Source organism: Gottfriedia luciferensis, from assembly GCF_001712755.1.
GTDB classification, from domain to species: Bacteria; Bacillota; Bacilli; order Bacillales; family Bacillaceae_G; genus Gottfriedia; species Gottfriedia luciferensis_B.
In genome coordinates, this window is record NZ_MDKC01000034.1 from 273,848 (window position 1) to 299,167 (window position 25,320).

Annotated in this window: 18 protein-coding genes and 1 riboswitch; of the genes, 5 read left to right on the plus strand and 13 right to left on the minus strand. The window is 33.0% G+C overall.

Annotated features, from left to right (window positions below; genetic code table 11):
• Positions 1–4 precede the first annotated feature (4 nt).
• Entirely contained in the window at positions 5–1,090 is a 1,086-nt protein-coding gene (locus BED47_RS19330) for a Ger(x)C family spore germination protein (protein WP_069034975.1), read from the plus strand.
• 82 nt (positions 1,091–1,172) lie between these two features.
• Entirely contained in the window at positions 1,173–1,793 is a 621-nt protein-coding gene (locus BED47_RS19335; RefSeq protein ID WP_286143774.1) for a DUF47 domain-containing protein, read from the plus strand.
• 44 nt (positions 1,794–1,837) lie between these two features.
• On the opposite strand, the gene BED47_RS19340 is transcribed toward BED47_RS19335, so the two are convergent.
• From BED47_RS19340 to BED47_RS19355, 4 genes are all read right to left on the minus strand, one after another.
• Positions 1,838–2,632, minus strand: a complete 795-nt coding sequence (locus BED47_RS19340) for an SDR family NAD(P)-dependent oxidoreductase (protein WP_069034976.1) — start codon at positions 2,630–2,632, stop codon at positions 1,838–1,840.
• Positions 2,633–2,714: 82 nt separating this feature from the next.
• Positions 2,715–3,599 carry a LysR family transcriptional regulator gene (locus BED47_RS19345; protein WP_069034977.1) on the minus strand — a complete coding sequence of 295 codons (885 nt, stop codon included), beginning with the start codon at positions 3,597–3,599 and terminating at the stop codon, positions 2,715–2,717.
• Between the two features lie 101 nt (positions 3,600–3,700).
• Entirely contained in the window at positions 3,701–3,898 is a 198-nt protein-coding gene (locus tag BED47_RS19350; RefSeq protein WP_069034978.1) for a hypothetical protein, read from the minus strand.
• 159 nt (positions 3,899–4,057) lie between these two features.
• Positions 4,058–4,771 carry an MBL fold metallo-hydrolase gene (locus tag BED47_RS19355; protein WP_069034979.1) on the minus strand — a complete coding sequence of 238 codons (714 nt, stop codon included), beginning with the start codon at positions 4,769–4,771 and terminating at the stop codon, positions 4,058–4,060.
• Between the two features lie 284 nt (positions 4,772–5,055).
• Here BED47_RS19355 and BED47_RS19360 point away from each other — a divergent pair, with 284 nt between their 5' ends.
• Positions 5,056–6,390: an APC family permease gene (locus tag BED47_RS19360; protein ID WP_069034980.1), complete on the plus strand. Its 1,335-nt coding sequence runs from the start codon at positions 5,056–5,058 to the stop codon at positions 6,388–6,390.
• A 75-nt stretch (positions 6,391–6,465) separates the two neighbouring features.
• Here BED47_RS19360 and BED47_RS19365 read toward each other — a convergent pair whose 3' ends face one another.
• The gene (locus BED47_RS19365) at positions 6,466–7,767 is read right to left on the minus strand and encodes an NCS2 family permease (protein ID WP_069034981.1); all 1,302 of its coding nucleotides are present in this window, start codon (positions 7,765–7,767) and stop codon (positions 6,466–6,468) included.
• 87 nt (positions 7,768–7,854) lie between these two features.
• Positions 7,855–7,956: riboswitch (purine riboswitch) on the minus strand.
• Between the two features lie 195 nt (positions 7,957–8,151).
• Here BED47_RS19365 and rluF point away from each other — a divergent pair.
• A complete protein-coding gene (gene rluF, locus BED47_RS19370) occupies positions 8,152–8,868 on the plus strand; it encodes a 23S rRNA pseudouridine(2604) synthase RluF (protein ID WP_175403526.1) in 717 nt (238 codons plus the stop codon).
• A gap of 462 nt (positions 8,869–9,330) precedes the next feature.
• Here rluF and BED47_RS19375 read toward each other — a convergent pair whose 3' ends face one another.
• The gene (locus BED47_RS19375; RefSeq protein WP_069034982.1) at positions 9,331–13,389 is read right to left on the minus strand and encodes a S8 family serine peptidase; all 4,059 of its coding nucleotides are present in this window, start codon (positions 13,387–13,389) and stop codon (positions 9,331–9,333) included.
• Positions 13,390–13,795: 406 nt separating this feature from the next.
• Here BED47_RS19375 and BED47_RS19380 point away from each other — a divergent pair, with 406 nt between their 5' ends.
• Positions 13,796–15,043, plus strand: coding sequence for a helix-turn-helix domain-containing protein (locus tag BED47_RS19380; protein WP_069034983.1), 1,248 nt, complete (start codon positions 13,796–13,798; stop codon positions 15,041–15,043).
• A gap of 87 nt (positions 15,044–15,130) precedes the next feature.
• Here BED47_RS19380 and BED47_RS19385 read toward each other — a convergent pair whose 3' ends face one another.
• From BED47_RS19385 to BED47_RS19415, 7 genes are all read right to left on the minus strand, one after another.
• Positions 15,131–16,294 carry a mannitol-1-phosphate 5-dehydrogenase gene (locus BED47_RS19385; RefSeq protein WP_069034984.1) on the minus strand — a complete coding sequence of 388 codons (1,164 nt, stop codon included), beginning with the start codon at positions 16,292–16,294 and terminating at the stop codon, positions 15,131–15,133.
• A 1-nt stretch (position 16,295) separates the two neighbouring features.
• The gene (locus BED47_RS19390; RefSeq protein ID WP_069034985.1) at positions 16,296–16,733 is read right to left on the minus strand and encodes a PTS sugar transporter subunit IIA; all 438 of its coding nucleotides are present in this window, start codon (positions 16,731–16,733) and stop codon (positions 16,296–16,298) included.
• 11 nt (positions 16,734–16,744) lie between these two features.
• Entirely contained in the window at positions 16,745–18,847 is a 2,103-nt protein-coding gene (locus BED47_RS19395) for a BglG family transcription antiterminator (protein WP_069034986.1), read from the minus strand.
• A 23-nt stretch (positions 18,848–18,870) separates the two neighbouring features.
• Positions 18,871–20,301 (minus strand): PTS mannitol transporter subunit IICB, encoded by a 1,431-nt coding sequence (locus BED47_RS19400; protein ID WP_069034987.1) that lies wholly within the window; start codon positions 20,299–20,301, stop codon positions 18,871–18,873.
• Between the two features lie 353 nt (positions 20,302–20,654).
• Complete coding sequence (locus BED47_RS19405) at positions 20,655–21,848, minus strand: PDZ domain-containing protein (RefSeq protein ID WP_069034988.1); 1,194 nt, start codon at positions 21,846–21,848, stop codon at positions 20,655–20,657.
• A gap of 275 nt (positions 21,849–22,123) precedes the next feature.
• Positions 22,124–23,557, minus strand: coding sequence for a S41 family peptidase (locus tag BED47_RS19410; protein WP_069034989.1), 1,434 nt, complete (start codon positions 23,555–23,557; stop codon positions 22,124–22,126).
• Between the two features lie 179 nt (positions 23,558–23,736).
• Positions 23,737–25,200, minus strand: a complete 1,464-nt coding sequence (locus BED47_RS19415; RefSeq protein WP_069034990.1) for a catalase — start codon at positions 25,198–25,200, stop codon at positions 23,737–23,739.
• Between the last annotated feature and the right edge of the window lie 120 nt (positions 25,201–25,320).

Here is a 25,320-nt window from a genome sequence, read left to right on the forward strand (position 1 = left end):
AATTTTGATAACCTTATGTTTGTTTACCTTTTTTTTAGCTAGCTGTTGGGATCAAAATCTATTAGTAAATAAAAAAATGGTCAATGGCATTAGCTTCGATTTAGATCAAAACGATAATGTTTTAGCTACAGTTAGAGCTTTAAATATTGAAAATAAAGGTGGAGGACAGTTTGAAGTTAAGGACGAACTTGTTAAAGTAAACCGCCCTAGTGTATCCGGGATGGAAGTTGACATTAACAATAAACTACCTGGCTTAATTGATGTAAGTAAAGCACATATTATCTTAATCGGAAGAGAACTTGCTAGAAAAGGAATTTACCCTTATTTAGAGCTTTTTTATCGCCCTAGACAAGCCTATATTTCTACTAGAGTTGTAATAGCAGAAAATAAGGCTTCAGACATTATTACACTTAATCCTGGAACTAGCCCTATAGCATTTGTTATTTTAAAGGGGCTAGAAGCTGCTGAAGATACTACAAAGATTCCTAAAGAAACTGCTTTTACAGCATGGACACAAATTACAGATACAGGTCGAGATATCGTTTTACCTTTTGTAACAAAAGACGAAAATGATAGAATTACAATCGGTGGAATAGACCTATTTAATGGGGATAAATTTTCAGGAATTAGCTTACCTAATGAAAAAGGAAGTCTTTTATTGTTATTAATGGATCGATTAAATAAATATGCTGAAATGGCTGTACAGTTAGGAGACCATCGTTCAATTTCATATAGAGTAAAAACAATGAAAAGAGATTTAGATTTAAAAGTAGATAAAAAAACTAAAAAAATAACTTGTAGAATTAATTTAACTCTTGATTTAACAATTACTAGTTATACAGGTAAGGTAGGAGAAAAGCTTAACAAAGACAAATTAAATAAAGATGTTTCAAAAATTCTTACTAAACAGTCTGATGAAATCACTAAATCACTATTGGAAGCTAATTGTGATGCTTTAGGAATTGGAGGAATCTTATCTAGCTCTTATCCAGATATATGGAAAAAAATAAATTGGGACAAAGAATATAAGAATGTTAAGTTCAAAACTTCCGTAAAGGCAAAAATTGATCGAACTGGACCTGTTTTTTAAGAATCATATTTATAAAATTTCATACTCTTGAGCAACATAATGTAAGGATTAGAATCAATCTGTTTTTTAGGAGGAACTATACTTGAGACTAGGTAAAAAAAATGATACATTCTTTGAAATGCTCTTAAATATTGCAAATAATTTAAATGAATGTTCGATTTATTTTGATGACTTTAAAATAAAAAATGCTACTGATTTAAAAACATTTTCTGCAGAAATGAAGGCTTATGAAACAAAGGGTGATACATATATTCATCAAGTTATCGTTGAATTAAATAAAACATTTATTACACCAATTGAACGTGAAGATATACTAGAACTGGCAAATAAAATGGACGATGTACTAGACGGAATGGAGCAATGTTCAGCAACATTCGAAATGTACTCCATCATTCAAATAGATGAATTCATGGTGAAGTTCGTTAAAAATATTCGCAGTGCTGCGAATGAAATATTAAAAGCAATTCAGTTACTTTCGAGGAAAAAATTATTAGAAATGCGCGTACACGCAATCCAAGTAAAGGATTATGAGTCACAGTGTGACGCGTTATTACGCACTTCCATTAAAGAGTTATTTAAAAATGAAAAAGATCCAATCAAAATCATTCAGTTCAAAGAGATTTATGAAATGCTAGAAGCAGTTTCTGATAGTGCACAAGATGTAGCAAATACACTTGAACAAATTATTATGGGTAATGCGTAATTAAATACTAACTAAAAAATACAGCCTAATTAGACTGTATTTTTTTATCTCTCATCTAATAGTTTTTTTGCAAGTTTTCTAACGATTGATCGTGGGATGAATCGAACAGATTGCGCTAAAATTTTATTCTTAATACCTGTAATAACAACCGTTTTCTTCTTACTAACTGCCTCATAAGTCAACTTCGCAACTTTTTTGGGGGTCATAATTTTACCTTTAAATAGCTTTGAATTATTTCCACCGGATGAATTTATGATTCCCGTTCTAGTTGGTCCTGGACATACAGCTGTTACACTAACTCCTGTGTGTCTTAATTCCTCTGAAAGAGCTTCACTAAATGATAGTACATACGCCTTTGAAGCTGCATAAACAGACATTTTTGGCCCTGGTTGGAAAGCTGAAGTAGATGCAATATTAATAATTTGGCCCGATTTTTTTTGAAGCATATTTGGTAAAAAGTATTTTACTATCTCTGTTAAAGTAACAATATTTAGCTGAATCAACTTTAACTCTTTAATTAAATCAGTCTGACCAAATTCCCCGTATAGGGCAACCCCAGCATTATTTACTAGAATATCAATCTCCGTTTGTGATTTTGTAACTTGATCAAAAATGGACTTAGCAGAATTTACTTTAGAAAGGTCTTCTGTAATAACTAGTACTTTTATATTGAACTGCTTCTTCAATGAAATAGCCATTTCTTCTAATTTAGTTTTATTCCTAGCAACTAAAACTAAGTTGTAATGATCTTTTGCAAATAATTTAGTTAACTCATAGCCGATTCCTTCCGTTGGACCGGTAATTAATACTGTTTTACCTTTTTGTTTTTTGACCATCATTTTGATTATCCTTTATCTTTTTATCGTTTGAACACTTTTCGTTTTACTATATGTTCAACTTAATAAAAAAAGGAATCTTACTTTATTTTTCATAATATTTCTTAACTAACTCAATAAATATTTCCATCGATTTCGTTTGCAGTTCGATTTTATCAGTGATAATTGAAAAATTCCGTTGAATAGGTGTCCCCTCTACTTTTAGGTAATCAATGGTATTTAACTGTTTTTCTTTTTTTATTGCTAGCTCGGATAGATAGGTAATTCCCATGCCAGCTTCTACAGCTTCTTTAATTAATTGTGTACTACCAAATTCAATTATATTTTTAGGACGTATCTTTAATAATTCAAATAATCGTTCAGTCGCTTCCCTTGTTCCAGATCCTTCTTCCCTAACAATCCAAGTTTCATTTTCAATTTGATTCAATGTCACAGCTTCAATGGAATATATTTCACTCTTAGTTCCAGAAATAATATACATTTCATCATTTGCAAAAGGCTGTATATTTAAATTTGAATGAGTCGCTTCTCCTTCAACTATACCAATATCAATTTGATAACTTAGTGCGGCCTGAACAATTTCTCGAGTATTCCCTATTTGTACTGATGGTATGACATTCGGGAAAAGCCTCTTCATTTCAGCTAAAATTTGCGGTAATACATATTCACCAAAAGTATAACTTGCACCTATTTTAAGATGACCACTAGCCTCATTCATCAGATCATTCACAAGAGTTGACATACGCTTGTATAAACTAGTTATTTCCTTAGCATGCAAATAAACAATTTCTCCAGCTTTCGTTAACTGAACATATTTATTCGTTCTAATTAAAAGCTTTGCACCGATATGCTTCTCAAGTAATTGAATTTGCTGACTAACAGATGGTTGAGTCATATGTAACTCTTCAGCCGCTCTTGAAAAGTTTCTTTTTTCAGCGACCGCCATAAAAACCAAAAGAATTTGATCCATACTCAATCTCCTAGTATTAGATTTACTTATTATCAATATTATCATCATTTATTTTTCTTATAATAAGAAATTGATAAAACAGGTAAATAGAAAAGACTGATTCAAAATGAATCAGTCTTCTTTGACGCCTTAACTTTTCGAATTAAGTTAATTGCCAAGTATGCTAAAACCATAAAGACAAGATAGATTGATGCATAAAACCAGTACTCTTTATTGGTAAGTTTATTACTTAGGAGACTTAATATGAAGAATGTTGTAAATGAACCTAATAATAGCCCAATTAATGTTTTTAACTTCATTACAATGCACTCCCATTAAAGTAATTTTAAGTATTTAAACAAACCCTTTTACAGTCTATATAGTTCATTATTGGTAAGAATATTCCATTCTAACCTTTTAAAGTGCAAACTAAGCCCTTTCTATACACGATTTCCAATAAAAAAGGCTGAATTAATCGGTCAATAATCCGATACTCTTTTACTATATTGAACTCCGACATCAATTAGATCATTTATAAACTCTTTAATATTTCCTACTAGGATTCCTCCATGTCCAGTACACATAACATTACTATCAAACTGATTTATTTTTTTTAGTCCACTTAGAAAATGATCTAAGTGTTCTATTGAGACTCCACCATCTCTCAGATACTTTACCCACTCATTTCTAAGGTCATCTCCTTTAGAAACTAGCCCATCTTTTGATAAAGGATCACCGAAGAAACATAAGAAATCACCCGTAAAAACTGTTTTTGATGGGCGCTGATAAAAAACGACCGAACCTGGAGTATGGTATCCAACTAATTCATATTCAAACTCATTAATTACTTCAAATACTTCTAGGTCATTACTAAACTGAGTTAAATCAAGTGAATCCATCAAATCATTATCATTTGAATGGATAAACTTCTTAGCATTTTTAAAAATATTAGAACCTTCAATATGATCTTCATGTCCATGTGTAGCTAAAAAGAGATGGACGTCTTCTGGTGTTTTACCCAGTTCAACCAGAGCTTTCCTAAGATACTTAGAGTGGATCCCTTTTCCTGAGTCAATGAGAGTAACTCCATTATCTTGAATTATAAAATAGCAATTATTATATGACTTCCATTCAGTATCCCATATCGCTAAAGCGTATATGTTATCTACTACATGTTCAAAAGAAACTTCCACGTCTTCACCTCCAGAATAGATAGCATTCCACAATTAACAAAAAATCGGTCTGAAATACCTAAATTATAGTGTTCGATCTTTACGACTAATAACCTTTTATCAATAGGTTATCTAGTCATAATGAATAAATTTTATGAAAGATTCATCAGATTTAATGGGTCTTATCCACTATATCAAAATCACATAAGACATAATTTTAATTTTTCAGAAAAAAACAGATTGGAAAATTAATATGCTATAATCTTTCTAATTTTATAAATATAGTCCTGGAAGGAGCGTTTAACGTGGAAAAAGAACTAAATTTAAAGAAAAATATTGGCTTTTTCGTATCAACGTCTTTAGTAATCGGTACAGTAATCGGTTCTGGAATCTTTATGAAACCTGGGATCGTGCTGTCTTCAACTGCTAACTCCACTATGGCTCTTCTAGCGTGGATTATCGGTGGCGTTATTACACTAGCAAGTGGATTAACAATCGCTGAAGTAAGTGTAAAAATCCCAAGAACTGGTGGATTATATGCTTATATAGAAGAGGTTTATGGTGAGAAGTGGGGATTTTTGTGCGGTTGGGTACAAACCCTCGTCTATGGACCTGCTGTTATGGGTGCCCTTAGTCTTTATTTCGGCTCTTTATTGGCAGATTTTTTCGGTTTTCAGGGAAGTAGTAAAGTTATTGGTATTATCACGATTATATTACTAGGTGGTCTAAACATACTAGGCACTCAACTTGGTGGATTAATTCAAACAATTTCTACTGCAGGTAAACTTGTTCCTATTATTTTAATTGCTGTTTTTGGTATCCTTCAAGGGGACGTATCAGTTTTTAATGCAGATAGTGGTAGTTCTACTCAAGCACTTAGTATGGGCGCAGCAGTATTAGCGACTTTATGGGCATATGACGGCTGGATGAATGTAGGTTTTATGGCAGGAGAAATGAAGAATCCTTCAAAGACTCTTCCTAGAGCTATTATTTCTGGTATTGTTATTGTTATTTTAGCTTATCTTTCTGTTAATATCGCAATGCTACATGTTTTATCTGCAAGTAAAATTGTTGAATTAGGTCCTAATGCAGCTACAGCGGCGGCTTCTTCACTTTTTGGTAGCATTGGTGGAAAAATTCTTGCCATCGGAATCTTAATTTCTATTTTTGGCTGTTTAAATGGCAAAATTCTCACATTCCCAAGGGTTACATTTGCAATGGCAGAACGAAACTTTCTACCTGGTTCAAAAGTATTATCTAGTATTCACCCTAAATTTAATACGCCAGTAGGCTCAACAGTTTTTCAAATTGTTTTAGCTTTAGCAATGATGATATTCTGGAACCCAGATCGACTTTCTGATATGGCTATATTTGCAGTGTTCTTATTTTATGGACTAGCATTTAATGCAATCTTCATATTACGTAAAAAAGATAAAGGTGGAAATAAATTATATAAAGTGCCTTTATACCCTATCACTCCGATTGTGGCAATATTAGGTACACTTTACATCATCTGTAGTACGATTATAAATGCACCAATGGATGCACTTGTATCAATTGGTATTGCAATTGTTGGTTTACCTGTTTATTGGAGATTAAAATCGACTATTAGAAGTGACGAAAAATATAAAGCAAGTTGATATATAAGTATATTTAAGATTAATAAAAAGCAGGAAAAGACTTCAGTGTCTTTAACCTGCTTTTTATGTTCTCTATTATTTATGTGCAAAAAATACTAATTGAACTAAAAATAATACTGCAAATAAATAAACAAATGGGTGTACATCTTTAAATTTACGTTTTACGATTTTCATGATTGGATAAGAAATAAAGCCTAAAGCAATACCGTTTGCAATGCTTGATGTTAATGGCATACTAACGATGACTAAAAATGCCGGGAATGCTTCTTCAAAATCATCCCATTTAATCTCCGAAATACTTTTAATCATAAAACAGCCAACAATAATTAAGCTAGGCGCTGTAATTGCAGCAACTTCTGAAACGGAACCAATCATTGGGCTAAAGAATGCTGCGATTACAAATAGGACTACAACCGTTAATGAAGTTAAACCAGTTTTTCCACCAGCACCAACACCAGCAGAGGATTCTACAGTTGCTGCAGTCGGACTTGTTCCTAACATTGCACCAACAATTGTTCCAATTGAATCAGCTGAGAATGCACTTCCTCCCTTTTCTAACTTCCCATTTTTGATAAGACCCGCTTGTTTAACAATTGCTAGTAAAGCTCCTGTTGTATCGAATAACATGACAAGTAAGAATGAGAAAATTACACTATAAAGTCCATATTGAATAATGTCTTTCACTGAATCAATTGGGTTGTATACTAAAATTCCTTTTGGTAAATGAGGCATAGCAACAAAGCCATTTGCAAAATTTAATTGACCTGTAAAATAGGCAATTAGCCCCGTCGTAATCATCCCTAGAAATAACGCACCATTTAAGTTAAGTGCCATAAATACAATTGTTATTAGTAAACCAATCAATGTAAGTGCAACCTTAGGGGAACTAAAATCACCGATTTGAACTAGATTAGTAGGGTGATCTGTGACAATACCTGATAAACGTAAGCCAATAAAGGTAATGAACAAACCAATTCCAGCAGCAATTGCATGCTTTAAGTTTGCAGGAATTGCCTGAATCAATTTTGTTCGGAAAGATGTTAAAGAAAGTAGTAAAAATAAAATTCCAGTAATAAAAACAGCAGAAAAACCTACTGAGTATGGGAGATTATGTCCCCCAATTACAGAATAAGTAAAATAGGCATTTAACCCCATTGCAGGCGCAATAACGATGGGATAATTAGCAATCAATGACATGGTTAAAGTCCCAATAATTGTTGCTAGAATAGTAGCTAGGAATGCCTGGTTAAAAGGTACACCTGCGTCCTTTAAAATCATAGGATTGACAATAATGATGTACGCCAATGTTAAAAATGTAGTTAAACCAGCTAATACTTCAATTTTAACTGAAGTATTTCGTTCTTTAAGTTGAAACATATGATGACTCCTTTATTATATTGAAATAAAAAAACTGCCCGCTTTTCATGAGAAAAAGCAGGCAGTTTTACATTGTAAAGAAAACAAAAATCCAGAGCTCTTCCTCATAGTCTAGCAGTTTACGGGCGCTAGGTAGAAACTCTTGAACCTTATTTTCAAGTTTATATGAGAAAATATTAATATATTTTTTCTATCATACGACCTGACTTACAGTCTGTCAATAAAAAACATTTTTGTTATATAATTTAGAAAATAATATAATGAATGTGGATAAAATAGTAGTAAACAAAAATAATTTAAAAGTACTTTTCGTTATAGTCGAATGGTATTCTCATTAAAAAGCTATATATGTTATTCTGAAAGTATAATTTAGAATTTAAGGGGTTGTTTAACATTCGTTTAAATAAATTTATTAGTGAGTCTGGAAAGGCTTCGAGACGTGGAGCGGATAAGTTAATTAGTGAAGGACGAGTAAAATTAAATGGTAGAGTAGCAAAAGTCGGCGATCAAGTTGAGCCTGGTGATGAAGTAATTGTAAATGGTGAACATATTAGACTAGCCCGCAATCATGTTTATATAGCCTTGAACAAGCCAGTTGGTATAACAAGTACTACTGAAAAAGGTGTTAAAGGAAATATTGTTGATCTAGTAAACCATCCATTACGTATCTTTAATATCGGAAGATTGGATAAAGATTCTGAAGGTTTAATTCTCCTTACAAATGATGGCGATATTGTAAATGAAATTTTACGAGCTGAAAATAGGCATGAAAAAGAATATATTGTATCTGTAGATAAACCAATAACTCCTGAGTTTTTAACAAAAATGTCTGAAGGGGTAAAAATATTAGGTACAAAAACATTACCATGTGAAGTTAAACAGCTTTCAAAATATGATTTCCAAATTATTTTAACACAAGGTTTAAACCGTCAAATTCGTCGTATGAGTGAAGCGCTTGGATATGAAGTTTATCGATTACAAAGAACTCGAATTATGAATATCACTCTAGGTAATCTACCAATGGGTCAATGGAGAGACTTGTCTAAGAAGGAAAAAACTCAATTGTTTAGAGAATTAAATTATGAACCTAATGAATGGTGATTTTTAAAAGACTGATTCGATTGAATTAGTCTTTTTTTATGATGGGTTAGTGAGTTTCATCTTATCAATTTTTTGCTTACTCATGAACCATTTATGAGTTACTATATTTCTTCTTTTTCCTTTTTTACTTACTCATGAACCCTTTATGAGTCATTATATTTCTTCTTTTTCCTTTTTTACTTACTCATGAACCCTTTATGAGTTACTATATTTCATCTTTTTCCTTTTTTACTTACTCATGAACCCTTTATGAGTTACTATATTTCTTCTTTTTCCTTTTTTACTTACTCATGAACCATTTATGAGTTACTATATTTCTTCTTTTTCCTTTTTTACTTACTCATGAACCATTTATGAGTTACTATATTTTCTCTTCTTCCTTTTTACAAAAAACAAGGTTTCCCATAAAAAAAGAAACTACTATTAAGTATTATTTAATAGCAGTTCCTTTGGGAATTAAGATTATAAGCCTAATTGACTCTTAATCGTTTCTAATGTTTGGTTTTTGTAGATCGTTTTCGGTGTCGGCGCATTTTGTACTGATGGATTTTTCTGCAAGTAATTTTTCTCAATCAAAGCGAAATCTTTTGCATCTACTGTTCCGTCAAAATTGATATCAGCACTTCGTTTATTTGTTCCCCAGTAAGTTTGAACGTAAAGTGCATCTTGTACATCGATTACGTTATCTTGGTTAACATCTCCACCAACTAAATCAATGTTTGTTGATTCGGATTTTCCGTATAATTCGCCTTTATATTCAAAACCGAATTTCTGTGTTTTCTTCGTAATAAAGTGCCCTGGTACATTCACTTCAAATGTGTATGCATCTTTGCTTAGAGGAAGTGGTTCTATCTCAAAACGCCCACCACTTTTAATTAAATTAGTTCCGTCAAGATTATAGGCCCCATCTGTTACCTTCAATGATGCACCTATTTTTGTCCAATCACGGTATCCAGTATATGATTGACCTTCAACTAGGTACCCTTCTGGTATTATATTACCTTGCACTCGATTAAATCTTGGTTTTAACTGGAATCGTTTACCTGCGTTTAATAGCTTCACTGATTGACCGTTAGCATCTACTATATTAGCAGATGGGTTAATATAACCTATTGGATAGAAAAGTTGGTCTTGTACTTTTACTTTTACATTTACGATTCCTGCACGATCAAATACCATCGCTTCTTTAAATGTCACTTTAATTTTATTACCAGTTACTTGAATAGTTGCTTTATCTTTGAATTTATCCGTTAAAGCAGCATCTACAAGATTAACATAAGGAATCCCCGCAGCTTGAGCATCATCAAAATTCCAAGTAACTTCTTTTACACCTTGTAAGTTATCTAATACTAGAGATGCTGGCAATATATCGCCTGATCTAGCTAGCTCTACATTATGTTTAGCGTAGGAGACAGGTGTACCTTCTTTTACAAAGTAGTATTCCTTCCAGTTTGCTTGATTTCCAGCTGCATCGTAACCAATTAAGTTAAATGATAATGCTGGAACTGTTTCAATCATTTCTACTTCATCAATCCACTTGCCGTTTTTGTCCATTTTAATTGGTCCATTTGGAAAAGGAGCACCATACGTATAGACTGCAAAATTCGATGTTTCGTCTAGATCAATACCAGCCTTCTGCATTTCAGTTAAAGCGTCATCTTTTATATCCATTTCAAAAGGATATGTTTTTTGTCCCGATTTATACTCTATAAACGGTGAATCTCCATCTAATGAACTTTTTACTTTAGGTGTGTCGATATCAATAAATACATCATCAAAGCTTATTTTTTGTTTCCCACTTGGTAAAGTAGTAACGTATTTTAATTTGTAGTGTCCAGGTTTAGCAATCGTTGTTTCTTCAGAAATAGGATGTTTTTTATCTCCAGTAAACTCGTTATATGCACCACCAAACGCTTGAAGGAAGTAGTCTTTGTCCGTTGGTCTTCCTTCTAAATTAAGAGTACCGACTAACCCTAGATCTTCATTCGTTTTTCCGTCTTGTAAAATTACATCTAATGTATTAATTGGTGAACCTAAGTTGAATTTTAACAAGGCTGTTGTGTTACGATAGCCGTCATACGCATGATTATAGTAAGAAGGCGTAATAGCAGGCGTTAGTAAATCAAGCATATCAAAGCCTTCATCTGATTTTTTGAAACTAAATGGGATACGATATTGCTCTGTTTTATCTTCACTATTTGTGATTAAAACATAGCCTTCATAAAAACCTTTTTTTGCTGTGGATGGGACAGTTAATGTTGCTTTGATTGTTTTAATGGTGTTCTTGTCCACTTTAAATGAATTACTTATATCTAGAACCACTCCGTTATCTTGTAATCCATTCTTACCATTTGCATTATCTACTATTTTTACATCAAATGTTTTCTTTTTATTACTATTGTTTGTAAACTCAATGTCTTTCTTTACTTTAACTTGTGAGTCATCTTTTACTACTTGTTTACCGAAACTCAACCCACCTGTTTCATTCTCAGCTTTTAATAACTTATCACCGACGGGGATTAGTGTTTCATCTTGTACTTTTATTTCTGTTTGAGTATGAAGAGCTTGATATGGATCTACACGACCTGCTCCTACTTCAAAAACGCTATAGTCTCCATTAAGTTGATCAGCAGTGTTCATCAGAATTGATTTAACGTCTGCTGGCTCAAGGTTTGGATTCTGTCCGATTAATAATGCTGCCACACCAGCTGCAAATGGTGATGCCATAGACGTTCCATCCATTCTTTGGTATGCATATCTATAGTCTTCTGGTGTATCATGATTTGCAATATAAGAAGGAACCGTAGATAGAACACTTACACCAGGTGCAGTAATCTCTGGCTTCATTTGGAAATTACCATTAACTGGTCCTCTTGAACTGAAGTCAGCTAATTTATCTCCTCCAGTTAAGATTTCCTTCAGGTTCGTAAACGTGAACGTTGTATTTCCGCTCGCAATTTTTTCTTTTAATTCTTCTCCTGCTTTCTTTGTCATAGAGAACGCAGGAATATATTCCATTGATTCACCTAAGTTATATCCAACATGGCCATCAACATTATTGTACATAATGACAGCTTTTGCTCCATTTTGCTTTGCAAACTTCACTTTATCTACTAGAGCAAAATTTCCACGTTGAACGAAAGCAATTTTCCCTGCAACATTTTTATTCTTGTATTCATCTAGTGTTCCTAAACCAACATCTACTAGTTCAAGAGATTTTCCTTCTAAACTATTGAAGGTATCAGCAAAGCTTCTAGCCATACTAACAAGATCAGTTGACCATCCACCTGCTATTTTCCCTTCAAATGTTAAAATTGAAGTTGGGACATCACTAGCTCCAACCGTTAGAGCAAATGCTGCTGTACCTGGTGAGCCTAAGGTATAAGCGTTAGGTCCACTGTTACCTGCTGAAACCACCGCTGTTACGCCATTTAGTACAGCATAATTTATTGCCGTACTAGTTGGATAATATGGATCGTTTATTGCTGCTCCTAATGAAAGGTTAATAACATCCATACCATCTTGAACTGCTTTATCAATACCTGCAATTACATTTTCAGATGATCCGCTACCGTATGGACCAAGCACACGGTACATATATAGATCCGCGTCAGGAGCAACTCCTTCTACCGAAACTTCACTATCATTTTTATTTTGTCCAACAATTGTCCCTGATACATGCGTACCATGCTCTGTATAGTAAGAGCCACCGCCATTACTTTCTGGTTGGTTTGATGCCTTCCAATCCTTATATGTAGTTTCCATTGGATCATTATCATTATCTACAAAATCGTATCCGCCTTTATACGCGTCTTTTAAATCAGGGTGGTTATAGTCAATACCAGTATCTAGTACCCCTACTTTAACGCCTTTTCCTGTTATTCCTTCTTTATGTAGCTTGTCCACATTTAAATAAGGAATGCTATCTACTGATGAAGTTGTTTTACTAGCAACATCTGTTGGAACCTCTTCTTTAATTGGATCTACATTAAAAGTTACATCTTTATATATCGTTTTAACAGCATCTGATTTTAAAAGTTCTTTTACTTGATTTGCAGGAAGTGTAATCGCTGCACCGTTAAATGCTGTTTTATATGTTTTTGTAATAACAGGTGCCTTTTTCTTTTCTTTCACTTTTACAAACTTTCCAACGTCTTCTTTAAAAGTATTGTGCTCTTTGTCTACCTGAGCTTGTGCTGATGCTTTTGTTAATGACTTTCCGTCAACTGCTGCTTCTAATACTGCGACATTACTTGGATCTGAGTTAAACTGAACGATGACAGAGATGTTTTTATCAGAATTCAATTCACCTTCTTGAAAGCCCTGAAGCCCATCTTGATCGTTTAATTCTAATTGTTTTAGTGCTTCTCTTTGCTCTGGTGTAATTGATGCTAAAATTTCTTCAGCTTTAGAAGTTGCTGCTTTTGCCGTTAAATATGACTTTGCACTGATAGGTGAAATAAGCAGACTTGTTGAAAGGGCAAGTACTGCCGAGTGCTTTGCCAATGTTGTTGCCTTCATATTCTTCATCCCCCATTATTCTCTATATAATTAAAAAATTCTTACTATTTAAATAGTAATCGCATTTAGGAAAAAAGCATATTGTGTTATTTTTAATCGAAATTTTGGTTATTTTGTAGGATTTTTTTACTAAAAAGTATTGAAATCTGAAAGAAAATTTCATTAAATATTAAAAAAGCATGAAATTTTGATAAAAAAATTGTGTTATTTTTAATTTAAATTGAAAGTATTTGACTTTACCAATTTCTAGCTATAATGAAATTAATAGGTATTTCAAAGTCATTGTACTTTCTAGTTTCTTAGATTTGCGTTTCAAAATGAACATTCGCAAATTGTAGGAATGCAATCTTGCATTGACGAAAAAACTTCATAGTTAAGCAACTGGAATTAGAAAAGGAGAGCACATATGCTTGAAGGCGAAATCATTAAATTTTATCGTAAAAAAGCGGGATTGACCCAAGAGGAATTAGGAAAAGACATTTGTACCGCTACCCATGTAAGTAGAATTGAAAGAGGGGAAACTCGATATTCTGAAGAAATTATTCAACTGTTCTCTCAACGTCTTCAGATTGACATTAAAAATGAGATAGCCGCTGTTCAAAATATTGAAAAGAAACTCCAAAAATGGCATAACGCAATTATATTAGAGCGAATGAAGGACGTTATCATCATAAAAGAAGAATTAGAAAGCATTCACTATATTAGTGCGTCTAACTATGCCATCTATTTTCAGCTTTTATTAGCCCGATACTTTATTTTATGTAAAAGCATTGAAAAAGCAGAGCGTATTATAAAACGGATTGAAAAAGATTCTCCTCCTATGTCAACTTATGAAAAGAACCTATTCCACCATGTCAGAGGAATATATTATTTAGTCCAATATACCCGTCTAGAAGATGTAAATAAACAAATTGCCTTACAAGAATTAAAGAAGGTTAATATAGAAGAATACGGAAATAAAGAATATTACTATCATCTAGGAACAGCCTATCATTGGACACGCTCTAAGGTTATGGCATATTTCTATGGTGAAAAAGCTTTTAGATACTTTAATAAAACAAATAATTATGCAAGGGCAATTTTGGCTGAATCCTTGATGCTAGTACAATTAAAAGACAGTACACAACTAGATTTTAAAGAAATTGTAAAAAGGTATGAGAGTTTAATAGAGCATAGCGAAGCTTTAGGCCTTTTAGATAAAAGAGGAATGATCTTACACAATTTAGGTCTAATGTACTTTTGGAAGCAAGACTTTAAAAATGCACATATTTTTTATAAAAAATCAGTTGAAGAAGCCGATAAACAATCATTACCTTATTTAAATCGTTTGTATAACTATCTAGATAATGCAGAGGAAGGTAAGCTTTTATTGACGAATGAATTGCTTAATGAAGCAAATGAAGGACTTGCCCTTTCAGAAAAGGCCACAAATAATTTATATAAGATCCTCTTTACTCTTCTAATTTTACGTTTTAACGAAAAATTTGATGAGTATTATGATTACATGGAACAAACTGCATATCCTTTCTTTAAGAATCACCATCATGTTACACATGCAATTAAATATGCAAAGTTGCTTTACAACTACTATGTCGAGACTAAACAGTATGAAAAGGCAGTTCATACTGCGGATATGTTTATTAATGGTAATTAGAGAATAATTAAAAATAGACAAAAAGGGACTAATTCAGATCGAATCTGTCCCTTTCAGTGCTTTTTAGAATCTATAAATCTAGTAAAATTAGTGTACAAGTAAGTCCTTCTCTAACTGATTGTATTCATCAGTAATTAAACTAATTAACTCGTTGTAATCTGATAATTCAGAATATTTTACGAGCAACTCTTCCACAGTATGATCTTGAAGGAAGTTTTGTAGTTCAACTGCTTCATGATCATCATTATTTTTATAGAATAAAGCAACTGCAATTGCTTTAACTAAAAAGGTAGGAGTTATTCCAAAATTTATTAATTCTCTAGCTGGCTTAATAAAACGGTCATTTGCTCCTAATTTACGAATTGGCGAACGAGCAACACGAGATAATTCATCTGAAATATATTCATTATCGAATCTACCTAATATTTTACTAATATAGGCAGTGTGTTCATCCGAATCAAAGTTATATTTTTTAACTAATAACTTACCCGTTTCATCTAAAATAGAACTAACAATATTTCTAATATTTTCATCAGAAATTGCTTCTTTAATCGTTTTATATCCATAAAAATTTCCTAAATATGCAGTTGCTGCATGTCCAGTGTTTACAGTAAATAGTTTTCTTTCAATATAAGGAAGCAAATCCTCTACATAAGTCACACCATTAATTGCTGGAACTTCTTCTATCATTTTTGATTGATCAATAACCCACTCATAAAAAGGTTCTACCGCTACTAATAATTTATCTTCGTGACTTTGAATTGGTACGATTCGATCTACAGCAGCATCCGGAAAACTGACCGACTGTTCAGTTTTTTTCTTCTGAGATTCAGTCATATTTAAATAAACTTCGTCTCTTAAAAAAGTACTTCCACCTATCATATTCTCACATGCAATTATATTTAACGATTTATCTGAATTCTCAACTCTCTCAATTAATCCCTCTGCAATTAGCTTTGCTATTTTAGGAAGAATTGTGGGACCCACTGCTGTTGTTACAATATCAGCCTGTACAATTGCTTTTGCTACTTCCCCTGGATCTTTTAGACTATTGATACCTCTTACATTAGTTATTTTTATTTTTTCTTGAGTACGATCTGCTAACATGACAGTATACGATTTCTTCTCATTCAGTTCATTAATAATCTCTTCGTTTACATCAACGAAGCAAATCTCATATCCTGCCTTGTGTAATAATTGTCCTATAAATCCTCTTCCAATATTACCTGCGCCAAAGTGTACGGCTAACATCTTACTCCTCCTCGCTAAACATTAAAATTAGTTCCTCTTTTGATGTGGCTGCGACCAATTTATGTACATTTTCTTCCTCTGAACAAAGGATCGCAATTTGAGATAACAGATCAAGATGCTCATTATCTTTGCCAGCAATACCAAATACTACCTTTACAATATTTCCGTTCCCAAAGTCTACTCCATTAGGAATTTGAAGAATTGAAATTCCAGATGAGATTACCTCTTGTTTTGACTCCTCAGTTCCGTGTGGAATCGCAATAAAGTTCCCCATATAAGTTGTTAAAGACTCTTCTCTTTCAATCATCTTCTCAATATAATTTTCTTTTACATAACCGTTTTTTACTAAGAGATTTCCCGCTAAACGAATAGCTTCATCTTTTGTTTTCACATCTACATTTAATAAAACATTATCTGTTGGTAATACTGTCTGAATCATTTCATAATCCCTCAATCCTTAAATCTTTTTTGTAAGTTGTCATAAAGTGCATAGCTTAATTTGCTATATATATCTGTATAGTTATTTGATGTAAAAATCCGTGTTGATTCTTCATCATCAATAATTGTTGAACTAATTGTGCTCAATACCTCTAATTGACCTGTTTGCATATCAACTGGAGCTAGTAATAATAATAATGTATTGATTTTTATTGACGAGTGGTCCATTGCTTTGACTACCATAGGCTCATGAAGCAAAAAGGATAAAAACACCGGTTGCATAACATATTCTGAACGACAATGATACAGTGCTATGCTAGTACCTGGTATCCCTAGACCACCCTTCTTTTCTCTTTCTGTGAGTTGATTAGTCACCTCAAAATAATCACCTATTAAACCTCTAACATTTGCCTGTTTGCATACTTCCAATAATAAAATAGATGAGGTTGGAATAAACGGTAATGAAATTGTCTCAAATGTATTCAATATATGGAGTACCGTTTCTGTGTACTGCTGAATAACTTCAAGATTTTGTTTAATTAATTTTGGCGTTTTTAGCTTTATCTGCTTTTTAAACTTTTTGTTGTGAAGCTTTCTTAGTAAAGTTGCTTCCGTTGTAAGAGAGTTACGTTTTATTTCATCTCGAATCTGTTCAGCCTCTTTCTTTGGCAATAAAGGATTTACGGTAATATATTTTTTTGAAAATCCCGGCATCTCAACTGTAGATAAAATAATGTCATATTGGTCAATTTGAATATTTCTTAAGTTCGCTAAAGACGATACTTCAATCTCCGTTATTTCTTTTATCTCTTTTTTGATTCGACTCGCTAGCATTTTAGAAGAACCGATCCCACTTGAACATAATACAAGCGCTCTTACCTCTTTACTGTTATCATAGATTACTTGAGATGAACCAAAATGTAGGACAAGATAAGCGATTTCCTCAGTTGGAAAAACAATCTTTGGAAAAGCTTCACTTAAACCTTCTTGAATGATCTTAAACATTGCAGGATAATCCTCTTGAATTTGACCTGCTAAAGGATTATTTGCATCTAGCTTTTTTTGAATTCGATAGATTGCTGGTTCAATATGAGTAATTAATCCTTCAAATAGGGCTTGGTCTTCTTCAAAATTTATTTCAAGTTCTTTAGATACATAATTGATTAACTTTTTTGAGCCTACAACCATCTCTGTACTACTCTCTTTTTGCCAATCATTTTTCTCTTGACGCTGCCTTGCACCTAATAAATGCATCGTAATATACCCTTTTTCAGCAATTGGAATATTAACTTGAAACACTTCTTCTAATTCAATAACAATCTGACTTGCGATAATAAATTCTTTAGAGATACTTAATTCCTCAAGAACCTCTTGATCTATTTGTATTACTTCACCTTGAATAATTCTTTCTATGGCTAAAGATAAGTGAATTGTAAATGTCATAAATGCACTATCAGCTAGAGAATAAGGTAATTGTTGTTCAATATCTCGAATCATTTTTCCAATCATGGTGAGTTTTTCTAGTTTTATTATTTCTAATAATCCATTTGAGAATCTAGTCTTTGACTCATACTCATCTTCCACTACAGATAAAAACTCATATTCATTTAATTGCTGTGCGATTAGATGTCCTAGGGCTTTTCTTTTTTTTCGTTCCGAACCAAGTAAGGCAATGCCATAACCTTTCTTTCTTATTAGATTCAAATCGAAGTCTTTTAACCATTCTTCTACTTTATTGAGATCATTACTAACTGTAGCAACGGTGACATGCAAATCATTTGCTAGTGAGCTTAGTTTAATAGATTCTGGTTCTTTTAATAACGAACATAGAATTAACTCTTGTCTTTCTTTTTGAGTAAACTCTTGCCCACTTTTTAATATTGCAATTTGAAGCTCATTTTTTTGCTCAGGTGTCCCTTCAATATACATTCCGACACCTAATACCTTTTTTAAGAAAAGACTATGAGCTGAGGCAATACTTTCAACTCCTTTTAGTTCCCGTTGCACGGTTCGGCTACTAACATTTAAACTCTCAGCAATTTCTTGAACATTGATTCCGTCTGGATGATCCAACAACAAATTAATGATTTCTCTTTCTCTTGCTGATATATGCATTTACATACCTCTTTAAATTTTTATTATTTTATTAAAGAATTCACTAATTCATCATACTTTGGACTGTTTAAGAAGTTCTCTACTGAGATATGAACTGCATTCGGTACTTTTGCCTTTGCTCGATCAGTTAAATCTTTATGAGTTATGACAACATCTACATCACTTGGTAAATTATTAATTGCTACATTCGTAACCTCTAATTCTAGTCCCTCTGTTTTTACCTTTTTGCGTAATATTGATGCTCCCATGGCACTGGATCCCATTCCAGCATCGCATGCAAAAATAATCTTTTTAACTTCTTTATCAATACCAAGGGAACTTGCTACCTCTTTTTCAGTCTGTAATAAACTAGCTACTTTACTTTCTTTACCTTTTAATTCTTGTGTTTTTTGAGCTGCACTTTCTAAATCTTCATCTGATGCAACCGACTTAGATGATTTCAGTACTACAACTGAAACTATAAACGAAACGGCTGTTGCAACAAATACGCCTGCAAGAATTGGTAAGTATCCTCCTTTTGGAGCCATTGCTAATATTGCAATAATACTACCTGGTGAAGCTGCTGCTACTAGACCTGCGCCAAATATATTAAAAGTAAATGTACCAGCCACACCACCAGCGATAACGGACAAGATTAACAAAGGTCTCATTAAGATATAAGGGAAATAAATCTCATGAATCCCACCTAGAAAATGGATAATCACTGCCCCTGGTGCTGTTTGTTTAGCCGTTCCTTTTCCAAATATCATATATGCTAGTAGTACGCCTAAGCCCGGTCCTGGATTGGCTTCTAGTAAGAATAAAAGTGACTTTCCAGCTGATTTTGCTTGTTCAAGACCAATTGGACTTAAAATTCCATGGTTAATCGCATTGTTTAAAAATAAGATTTTTGCTGGTTCAATAAATATGTTTGCCAGTGGAATAACGTTTGCTTTTATCATCATATCTACACCGTTAGCTAATGCTTCTGTTAGTGTCGAAACAACTGGATTAACACCTATTAAACCAATTATTGCTAATATTGCTCCTAAAATACCCGCTGAGAAATTATTAACTAACATCTCAAATCCTGACTTAACTTTTCCTTGTATAGCTTGGTCAAATTTCTTAATAGCCAAACCGCCAAGTGGTCCCATAATCATAGCTCCTAAGAACATCGGCATCTCTGCACCAACAATTACCCCCATTGTTGCAATCGCACCAACAACTCCACCTCGAATATCATGGACCATTCTTCCGCCAGTAAAACCAATTAGCAAAGGTAATAGGTAAGTAATCATAGGTCCTACTAATACAGCTAATTTTGCATTAGGTATCCAACCTGTTGGGATAAACAATGCAGTTATTAACCCCCATGCAATAAAAGCACCAATGTTTGGCATTACCATACCGCTTAAAAAGCTACCAAAGCGTTGTATTTTTACCTTTATATTATTATTTTTACCTGTATTCAAATTTTTACCTCCTTTATGAAGCTTCTACTTAAATGATAAAACGCTTACAGTATCAATACAATGAAATGAATATTCGTATTTGTCGCTTACTAATGTGACAAAATTTAAAAGGGCTAAAAAAAGAAATAACCTTTTTCTATAATATCTACTTTTAATAGAATGCTAAATTTCATCAACCTGAGCAATAGGTCTCTAATCACACTCAAAAAAATGACATTCTACCTACAAAAACACCCCTACATCAGACACATAATCGGTATAAATAATAGAAATAAAAAAGGAACATATTCAAGTTATGAATATGTTCCTTTTAATTTTATAATGTAGAAATTAAAGCTTCCAACCTACAACTCTTATCCGACCTGTCCACTATATTTAGATTCTTCTTCTGGGAATAAAAATCCTAACTCATGGTGTTCACCTTCATAAACTGAAGATTGAGTTATACGGATTTCAGAATTCAAATCAACTACTTCCAATTTACAGTATGCACGATTAATTTGTAGCGCTTCATAAAACTCATTAACAGTAGAGACATTTTGTCCATTTACTTTTGTAATGCTTTCGCCTACTTTAATGTTCATTTTATCTGCTACAGAGTTTGGTAGAATTCCTAAAACAATTAGGCCCGTTGATTTTACTGTAAAGTATGATGGTGTATTAATATCTCTATTTTTATGAATATAGTTTATAGCCTCTCGTCCCACTACTGCAACTGCTACAGCTATAAATGCTACAAAACCAATAAAGTAACTTACTATACCACCTACACAAACTATAATTGCTAAAGCCACTATTTGTTTACCAACAAGCTTAATTGATTCCTTTGGTAGCATCCCTTGAATTAACTGGTAAAATCCAATTCCAAATGGTACACAAAGAATGGAATAGCCACTATCACCTAAAGCAAGTGTAGGCCACCATGAATAATCACTAACGATCGAACCACTTGGTATCAGTAAAAATAATGGCACCATCCATAACCTATTTGCCTCATGTGCCCCTACTCTTTTTCCACGTTTACTCTCAATAAATAAAGGAGTTGTATGATTTGCAGCATTACGTTGAACTAAAATTCCTTCAGCCAATAAAAGTAAAGCCAATAGAATCGTTATAGCAGGAAGCATCGCATTCAGATCATTAGGTATAAAGTTTTTCAACAAAGGTAATGAATCTTGCCCTCTATTTAGTAATGGAAGTGCTACTAATGCTAGTCCAAAAAGATAAGCAGGAGACATCCATCTGAATTGCAAAATAAGTGCACTAATGATCGTTAATACACTTAGTAAATAAACCATTTCAATCGGAATGGTAATTCCAGCTACCAATGTGATAACTGAAAGAATTAATCCAATCAGTAATCCATACCCTAATGAAGTTTTCCACTCGAACGTTACATTAAAATTTCGAACCGAAAAATGCTTACGTTCTCTTTTTACACGTAAATTGCCACAGAAAATTGATGCGATGAAAAATATATAAGTAAATGGATTTAAAAATAGTTTACCGAATCCAACTAATAGTTCAGATAATAAATTTGACCACATAACATTCACCACCTTTTTCTATAATAGATTGATATACTTATGTTATCGGTTTATTAATGTTTTTTCAAAGAGAATATGCTACAAAACAATAAAAAAAGCACACTTCTCCATAAAGTGTACTTTCGACATACTAAACTAAAACTCCTGCATGGATTGTAATTTCAAATCTATTTCCCGGGAATTATGTCAAAAGAGGACGAAATAAAGTTCGCCCTTGGACTGGACTTTGTCTATATACAAAGAGGACAATACGATATTGTCCTCTTTGTGTATTATTATTGAGCTACCATATCTAAAGCTTTTTCTAACTGAAGATCATTCTTTTCATCTTTAATTTTATCAATTAATGATGATTCAAGTTTTTCTGAAGTTAGAGGATCAATCTCACCGTTAACAGTAATTCCAACAGCTTTTTGATAGTTTTTAACTGCTGTCTCAGTTTGCTTGCTGAAATATCCATCTTTACGGCCTGGGTCGTATCCTAAACCTTTTAACATGATTTGCGCTTGTTTAATATTTTCATCATTGTCATCAAACTTAAATGTTTTCTTTTTATCAATTGGTGTAGCGTAGAAATAATCAGGTTGTTTCACAGCAACATCTGGTTTAATACCTTTTTTGTGAATCCAAGTACCATCTGGAGTTAACCATTTAAATTGCGTTAACTTAATATTGCTACCATCTTTGAAATCTAATGTAGATTGTACAGTACCTTTACCATAAGATTTTTCCCCAATTAATTCATAATGTCCTGCTTCACTTAATGCCGCTGCTAAAATTTCAGCCGCAGATGCACTTCCTTTATCAATTAATACATCAATTGGATATGGTTTCGCTTTATTTAATTTAGTATAATACTTTTCACGTTGGCCATTTCTATTTTCAACTTGTAAATATGGCTCACTTTTTACAACTAATTCTTCTAAAACGCCTTCTACAGCTTGTAAGTACCCACCAGGATTTCCTCGAACGTCAATTGTTAATCCTTGGATATTTTGATCCTCTAGCTTTTTCAATTCTTTCTTGAACTCGTCTGCTGTTTTTTCATTAAACGAAGTAATATGAATATAACCTATTTTTTCGTTATTTACGTCTTTTACTGAACTAAATACTGTATACATTGGAATATCATCGCGTTTAATTGTAAATTTAATTGGATCCGGAACTCCTGGACGTTGTATTTCAATCGTAACATTTGTTCCTTTTTTACCACGGATTTTTAACACTGCATCATATTGAGATAAACCTTTTACACTTTTGCCATCAACTGATAAAATTTCATCCTTTGGTTTCAGACCAGCTTTTTCCGCAGGAGAGTTCTTAATTGGTGATACAATAATTAACTTTTCACCATCTTTAGAAACTTCCGCTCCAATTCCTTGGAAAGAAGAACCTAATGATTCATGGAATTGTTTAGCTGTCTTTCCATCCATATAAGTAGAAAACGGATCATCTAAAGTTGTTACCATCCCCTGGATCGCACCTTCAGTTAATTTATCAGGATCAATCTTTTTTACATATTGATTTGCAATAATTTCGTAAGCTTTTTGTATTTTAGCAATATTTTCATCTTCTGAAGCCTTTACTTCTTTACTCTCAGAGAATTTCGAAACGATTGTACTTGTACCATCATTAAATGCAAATGTACCTACCCCCATACCAACAACAAATGTTGCTGTTGCAAGTAAAGCCGTTGTTTTACGATTCATACAGAACCTCCTATTTTTCGTTCCAAAGGGAACGTACCAATCTATTAAATAGTGTATGTACTTGAAAAAGCATCACACAGACGTGCGATGCCATTTCTGTTCTATTATATGATAAGCCTGTATCACTTATGTTTGCAAGTAGAACACGATTTAATAAATTTTTATTAGAAGAGTTTAATTTATTTTGGTAGATGTTGTAAGTATGGCGTTAGGTTAATACCTAATTTAGCCGCAAGTCTCTCACCTAACTTTGCATCTGCACGATAGAAGTTACAAACTGCACGAAGCTTAATTTTTTCATCTACACCTGCTAGATCAGCACTAATATTTTTAATAACAGCATCCTGCTCCGTTTTACTATATCTATTCCACACTTCCCCTGCTTGGCCGAAGTCATTTGTTTTTTCTATTTTTTTGCGCTCAGAAACACCACTTAATGGTTGAGCTACTTCAACATAATCGGCATCCTCTTTTGGTGTATCCGAGTAGCTATTTGGCTCAAAGTTAATATGATGTGTTTGCTGACTAAAAGGCATATGACCATCACGTTGACCATTCGCTACTTTCGCAAAAGGACAATTAATTGGAAGTTGTAAATAATTTGCCCCAATACGATATCTTTGGGTATCTGAATAAGAGAATAATCTTCCTTGTAGTAACTTATCCTCAGATGGTAATATACCAGGAACTAGCACACCTGGATTAAATCCAACTGATTCAGTTTCTGCAAAAATATTTTCAGGGTTTCGATTAAGGACCATCGTTCCGACAAATTGTCGAGGAATCACATCTTCAAACCAATCTTTTGTAGGATCTAATGGATCAAAATCGAAATCATCCATATCTGCAGGATTTAATACTTGTACATATAAGTCCCATTCTGGAAAATCTCCGTTTTCAATTGAATCGTATAAATCACGGCTTGCATGATTAAAGTCTATACCTTGAACTTCACTAGCTTCTTCCATTGAAAGATTTTGAATTCCTTGCTTTGGTACCCAACGATGTTTTATATAAACAGTATTTCCATATTCATTTACCCATTTATATGCGTGAACACTTGAACCTCTCATTTGACGATAGTTAGCTGGAATACCTTCATCAGAAAATACATGTAATAACATATTTGTTGACTCAGGTGTTAGAGACATGAAATCCCAATATCTGTTAGGTGTTTGTAGATTAGTCCTTGGATCAGGCTTTAATGAATGAACCATATCGGGGAATTTCATTGCATCACGAATAAAGAATATAGGAAGATTATTACCTACAAAATCATAGTTACCATCTTCAGTATAGAATTTTACAGCAAATCCACGAGGATCACGTAATGTTTCAGGAGAATGTAATCCATGAATAACGGTTGAGAAACGAGCAAATACTGGTGTTTCTGTTCCGGCATCTTGTAAAAACTTAGCTTTCGTATATTTTTTCATACTATTTTTAGTTATGAAAACACCATGTGCGCCGGCTCCACGTGCATGCACAACACGCTCAGGTACTCTTTCACGATCAAAATGAGCTAGTTTTTCGATTAATTGATAATCCTCTAATAAAGTTGGACCTCTACGTCCCGCTGTAAGTGAATTTTGATTATCTCCAATTGGCACACCTTGATTCGTTGTTAGTCGATTATTTGTCATATCATTTCTCCTTAATTATAATTATTATAATCTAGTAATAATTATATAATAGTCTAACTTATAATGAAAATCAATATCAAATTATAATTATTATAATCTAGGTATCAATATGATTGAATT

What these genes read in the sequence shown, in the direction of transcription:
- BED47_RS19340 (WP_069034976.1), bottom strand. Translation starts at nt 2,632, where the DNA reads ATGATGGTCAAAAAACAAAAAGGTAAAACAGTATTAATTACCGGTCCA.
- BED47_RS19345 (WP_069034977.1), bottom strand. Translation starts at nt 3,599, where the DNA reads ATGGATCAAATTCTTTTGGTTTTTATGGCGGTCGCTGAAAAAAGAAAC.
- BED47_RS19350 (WP_069034978.1), bottom strand. Translation starts at nt 3,898, where the DNA reads ATGAAGTTAAAAACATTAATTGGGCTATTATTAGGTTCATTTACAACA.
- BED47_RS19365 (WP_069034981.1), bottom strand. Translation starts at nt 7,767, where the DNA reads ATGTTTCAACTTAAAGAACGAAATACTTCAGTTAAAATTGAAGTATTA.
- BED47_RS19375 (WP_069034982.1), bottom strand. Translation starts at nt 13,389, where the DNA reads ATGAAGGCAACAACATTGGCAAAGCACTCGGCAGTACTTGCCCTTTCA.
- BED47_RS19380 (WP_069034983.1), top strand. Translation starts at nt 13,796, where the DNA reads ATGCTTGAAGGCGAAATCATTAAATTTTATCGTAAAAAAGCGGGATTG.
- BED47_RS19385 (WP_069034984.1), bottom strand. Translation starts at nt 16,294, where the DNA reads ATGTTAGCCGTACACTTTGGCGCAGGTAATATTGGAAGAGGATTTATA.
- BED47_RS19390 (WP_069034985.1), bottom strand. Translation starts at nt 16,733, where the DNA reads ATGATTCAGACAGTATTACCAACAGATAATGTTTTATTAAATGTAGAT.
- BED47_RS19395 (WP_069034986.1), bottom strand. Translation starts at nt 18,847, where the DNA reads ATGCATATATCAGCAAGAGAAAGAGAAATCATTAATTTGTTGTTGGAT.
- BED47_RS19405 (WP_069034988.1), bottom strand. Translation starts at nt 21,848, where the DNA reads ATGTGGTCAAATTTATTATCTGAACTATTAGTTGGATTCGGTAAACTA.
- BED47_RS19410 (WP_069034989.1), bottom strand. Translation starts at nt 23,557, where the DNA reads ATGAATCGTAAAACAACGGCTTTACTTGCAACAGCAACATTTGTTGTT.
- BED47_RS19415 (WP_069034990.1), bottom strand. Translation starts at nt 25,200, where the DNA reads ATGACAAATAATCGACTAACAACGAATCAAGGTGTGCCAATTGGAGAT.